5 protein-coding genes are annotated in these 4744 nt (G+C 47.3%); all 5 read right to left on the reverse strand.

Annotated features, from left to right (window positions below; genetic code table 11):
- Nucleotides 1-40: 40 nt before the first annotated feature.
- Nucleotides 41-934, reverse strand: coding sequence for a permease-like cell division protein FtsX (ftsX, locus tag SIN01_RS12720; protein WP_010025634.1), 894 nt, complete (start codon nucleotides 932-934; stop codon nucleotides 41-43).
- Entirely contained in the window at nucleotides 924-1619 is a 696-nt protein-coding gene (gene ftsE, locus SIN01_RS12725) for a cell division ATP-binding protein FtsE (protein ID WP_010025633.1), read from the reverse strand. The genes ftsX and ftsE overlap by 11 nt, the downstream gene beginning before the upstream one ends.
- A gap of 558 nt (nucleotides 1620-2177) precedes the next feature.
- A complete protein-coding gene (locus tag SIN01_RS12730) occupies nucleotides 2178-3245 on the reverse strand; it encodes a D-alanine--D-alanine ligase family protein (RefSeq protein WP_010024362.1) in 1068 nt (355 codons plus the stop codon).
- Nucleotides 3246-3426: 181 nt separating this feature from the next.
- Entirely contained in the window at nucleotides 3427-4323 is an 897-nt protein-coding gene (locus SIN01_RS12735) for a YitT family protein (protein WP_010024364.1), read from the reverse strand.
- Nucleotides 4324-4557: 234 nt separating this feature from the next.
- On the reverse strand, nucleotides 4558-4744 hold a 187-nt coding region (locus tag SIN01_RS15240; protein ID WP_218027784.1), incomplete at its 5' end, for a hypothetical protein.

The following is a 4744-nucleotide window of genomic DNA, read 5'->3' on the forward strand; positions in this document are numbered from 1 at the left end:
AAAAAAAACCGCCGATCAGTGCCGGCGGCCCAAAGATGGCTTAGATTTTCAAGAACTTGCGTACCGAGTTCAAGCTACCCCAAACGCCAATCAAAGCGCCAATGGCCACAAGCAGCAAGCTCAAATTGGTAACCATCGTATGATATGGAATCAGCTTGATGAACATCTGCTGCAAGTCGCCCCCAAGATTATAATAGGCAAGTCGGTACACAACCATAACCAATACAATTGGAATAATTGATCCCATCACACCCATGACAAGGCCTTCGATGAAGTATGGCCAGCGAACGAACGCGTTTGTCGCGCCAACCAGCTTCATGATTTCGATCTCGCTGCGGCGGGCAACGATGGTCAGTTTGATGGTATTGGCAATCAGGAAAACGGATGTGAACAGCAATCCGAGAATCAGCACAATCCCTACATTTCGCGCAATTCTGATGAAGCTGAACAATCTTTCAACCGTTCCTTTACCGTAGCGGACATCGGTAACATTAGGAAACTGTACCGCCTTTTTCGCTACTGCAATCGTCTGCTCCGGCTGCTTTGTTTTTAAAATGAACGCATTCGGCAGCGGATTTTCTTTCTGCAGATCGGTGAAACTCTTCTTATCGTTTCCAAGGCTTTCCAAAAGATTGTTCAAGCCTTCTTTTTTCGACTGGAAGCGGACTTCCTGAACGTTTTTGATTCCCTTCAGTTCTGTCGCCAAAGTCTCTTGCTCGGATTGACTGATTGACTGGTCCAAGTACACGCGCACTTCAACGTCACTCTCAATGTCGCCGGCAATTTTATTCAAGTTGAACATGACCATCAGGAACAGTCCGACCAGAACGAGAGCCACCGTGACGGCACTGACGGATGCGAAGGTCATCCAACCGTTTCGTCCTAGACTTTTGAAGCTTTCATTCACATGTCTTCGCATCGTTCTAATCTTCATAGCCGTAGTCCCCTTCCTGCTGGTCGCGCACAATCATGCCGCCTTCAAGGCCCAATACTCTGTGGCGCACCTTGTTGACAATATCGCGGTTGTGGGTTGCCATAATAATCGTTGTCCCTTGATCATTAATCCGTTTAAACACGTCCATAATCTGCCACGAGGTTTCCGGATCAAGGTTTCCGGTCGGTTCATCGGCAATCAATACCGGCGGCCGATTCACAATCGAGCGCGCAATCGATACGCGCTGCTGCTCGCCTCCGGAAAGCTGATTTGGAAAAGAACGCAGCTTGTGCTTCAAACCAACGAGATCAAGCACATCCATCACACGCTTCTTAATCTGGCGCGGATGTTCCTCAATAACTTCCAATGCAAACGCCACATTTTCATAGACCGTCAGTTTCGGCAGCAGCCGAAAATCCTGAAACACGATCCCGATCTTGCGGCGCAGATAAGGAACCTGACGTTCACGCAGACTCGCGATATTCTTGTTATTGATGAAGATTTTCCCTCGCGTCGGTTTCAATTCTCTGAAAATCATTTTTATAAAAGTCGACTTCCCGGCCCCACTCGGACCAACGATGTAGACGAATTCGCCCTGCTTGACAGACAGATCGATGCCGTTCAGCGCCATGACCCCATTGGGATAGGCTTTCCAGACATTCTGCATTACAATTGCGTCACTCATACCGTTTCTTCCCCCAAAATCCTTTTTCTCACCTTTTGTCGCAAAACCAAAAAATCTGTCTGATTATACGTTTCTATGTAAAACATTCGCATCCATTGAGAAATTGGGAGGGTTACCCAAATTGAAAATAAAAGACGCGCAAACTCCCATTTCATTCGTAAATACGGATGCAAACCATCCAACACTAAACATTATAGCATCCCATCCCCGACAAATTCCGATGAAAATTATTACAATTCAATTTCAAAACAAAAACGAATGATGTCGAAGGATCGGTATAATCGTCGAATTATCGTGAAGCGCAATAAAGGACAAAAAAATCAGGCTGCAGCGGCTTAAAATGGAACAACACTTTCGCTTTGATGCGGTTTTGAACTGAGACTGACGGGCGCTCCAGCTGCTCGCATCAACAGAACACGACCGCGAGCCCCCTCTGGCTCGCGCTTAGTGTGTCTTGCGCCGAATGACCTAGGATCAGCATAGATTGACCTACAAAAAAATCAGCTTCTCAGCTGATTTTTTCACACACTTTCCTGTTTTTCGTTTTACAGAGGCGGTTTAATTCGCGTTTTCAAGGGCTAATTGAATGGCATGGTCGGTAATTTCCGTAACGCTGATGCCGGCTGCTTCCATCATGCGCGGGTAGCGGCTGTAGCTGGTGAAGCCCGGCATTGTGTTGACTTCGTTAAAGACCACTTCATTGTCAGGCGTCAGGAACAGATCGACCCGCGCAATTCCGGTGCAGCAGAGCGCGCGGAAAATCGCTTTCGCAGTGTCCTTGATCTTTTCCTGCACCACTTGAGGCAGCTGTGCCGGTACATGGATGCTGGCGTTCTCAAGTCCGGTCTTCTTGAACATGTCCTGATGAATGTGGAAATAGCCGTTCGTCACAACGATTTGATCGACTTCACCCACCGTCAAGTCATCGCCGTGTCCGAGAATCGAACACCCGACCTCGCAGCCGTCGATTCCTTCTTCAATTCCAATCTTCATATCATACTTCTGCGCTTCACGGATCGCTGCCATAAGCTTGCTCTCTTCCTCAACCTTTGTGACGCCGTATGAGGAACCGCCGCTTACCGGTTTAACGAATACCGGATAATTGAAACCGGTCATCCCTTTTGCCAACTGCTCCTCAGAAATCGCACCGGTCAAAGCAATCGACTCAGGGACGCGGATGCCGGCTTCTTTCACAACGCGATGCGAGACGTCCTTATCCATGCACATCGCCGAGCTCAAGACGCCGCAGCCAACGTAAGGAATGCCGGCGAGTTCAAGCAGGCTTTGAATCTTGCCATCCTCGCCGTTTTTGCCGTGCAATACCGGAAAAACAACATCCAAATGAATCTTCTCGGACATGCCGCCGACTGTTTTCAAAAGGCCATGCTGACTTGGATCAGGAAGCAGCACAATCGGCGTACAATCGGATTGCTCCCATGTGTCTTGTGGAATCGCTTCCAGTGGTCCATCATAGAGCTTCCATTTTCCATCTTCGGCGATGCCAATCAGAATCGGTTCATATTTTTCCCGATCAAGATTTGTAATGATTGTATGCGCTGATTTCAGCGAAACTTTGTGTTCTGATGACTGTCCGCCAAAGAGAACCCCAACAGTTATTTTTCCCAATGTGTCCGACTCCTTTTTCAAACCGGTTGAATGATTTTTTTAGTCAAAAATTCAATGGCTTACTTTTTCATCATACGCAAAAATGACTCGTCTCTGCTTCATTATTTCTCAAGCCGCACATGCAACATGTTGATTTGAATCCGATCGTTCACAGATCGTTCATTTTCAAACTTGGACACCATCAGCTGCGCGTATAAAATCCTTTTCCAAAGACTTCCGTCGCATTCGTGATAATGAAAAAAGCATCCGAATCAATCGAGCGAACGAGCTGTTTCAGATGGGTCAGCTCGCTTTGCGAAACAACGGTCATCAACATCGGCCGATCATCGCCGGTGTAGCCGCCCTGGCTGATAATCCGCGTCACACCGCGGTCAATCTCTTCGAGTATCCCTTGACGCATTTCATCCTCTTTCTCAGAAATAATCAGCGCCATTTTCTCGGTATTGAAACCGAGCTGCACCACATCAATCATTTTAGCGGTGATATAGATACTGATCAATGCATAAAGTGCCGCCTCAAATGACATGAAAAATGCCGAAGTCAGCACAATCATCGCATCCAACAGCGACACACAGAAACCAAGCGAGATACCGCTGAATTTCTGAACGATCTGCCCGGCAAGAGCCGTACCGCCGGTTGATCCGCGGCCGCGAAATACCATGCCAAGACCAACACCGGTACCGACACCGCCAAACAAAGCGCCGAGCAGCGGACTGCCCGTTGCCGCCGGAACATTCGCCGTAACAAAAATAAAGAACGGCAGCATCACGGAACCAAGCAGCGTCTTCATCGTGTAGTCAAGATAACCGAAACTGCGCCCGAGCACAAACAACCCCAAGAAAAACACGGGCAGATTGATCGCCCAAAGCACATAGGACGGCTCCCAACCAAGCGTCCAGTGAAGAACAATGCCGATTCCGGCTACACCACCGGAGGCGATATGCGTCGGCAACATAAAAGCATTGAACGAAAGGCCGACAACAAACGATCCAAAAATGACCCATACATAATCAAGAAGCATTGCTGTTTTCCCTCGGTTAGGAACAGCATGCTTGTCTCTCTTTCCAAACACCTGCATGAAGTTCAATACTCCTTCTTTCGAAAATGGCCGAATGTGTCTATTTTAAGACAGAAATCGCCATGTGGTCAACAAAAATCAGATAGGAAATCATTTTATCGAAAGGGACCATTGCTTCAAATCGTGGTGCAGGAACAAGCTAGATATGCGTTTACATTGATTGGATACGAGTTTTCGTTCGTTTGATACAACTTTTACCGCAGTTGATACGAGTTTGGATCCGGTTGATACAAGTTAAGGTGTTAGCCTAACTTCGATACGCGTTTTCAACGGTTCGTTACACGTTTCGTTATTCGTGACGATTTTGATGTGGTTCTTTATATCTTTCGTTGATAACGCTGTCATTTTGTCTGCAATCACTATAATAACCGGATTTAATTCTCCGAAAACAAGAAAAAACAAGCCGCGCCTGGTTCTTACT

Source organism: Sporolactobacillus inulinus (assembly GCF_006539285.1).
GTDB classification, from domain to species: domain Bacteria; phylum Bacillota; class Bacilli; order Bacillales; family Sporolactobacillaceae; genus Sporolactobacillus; species Sporolactobacillus inulinus.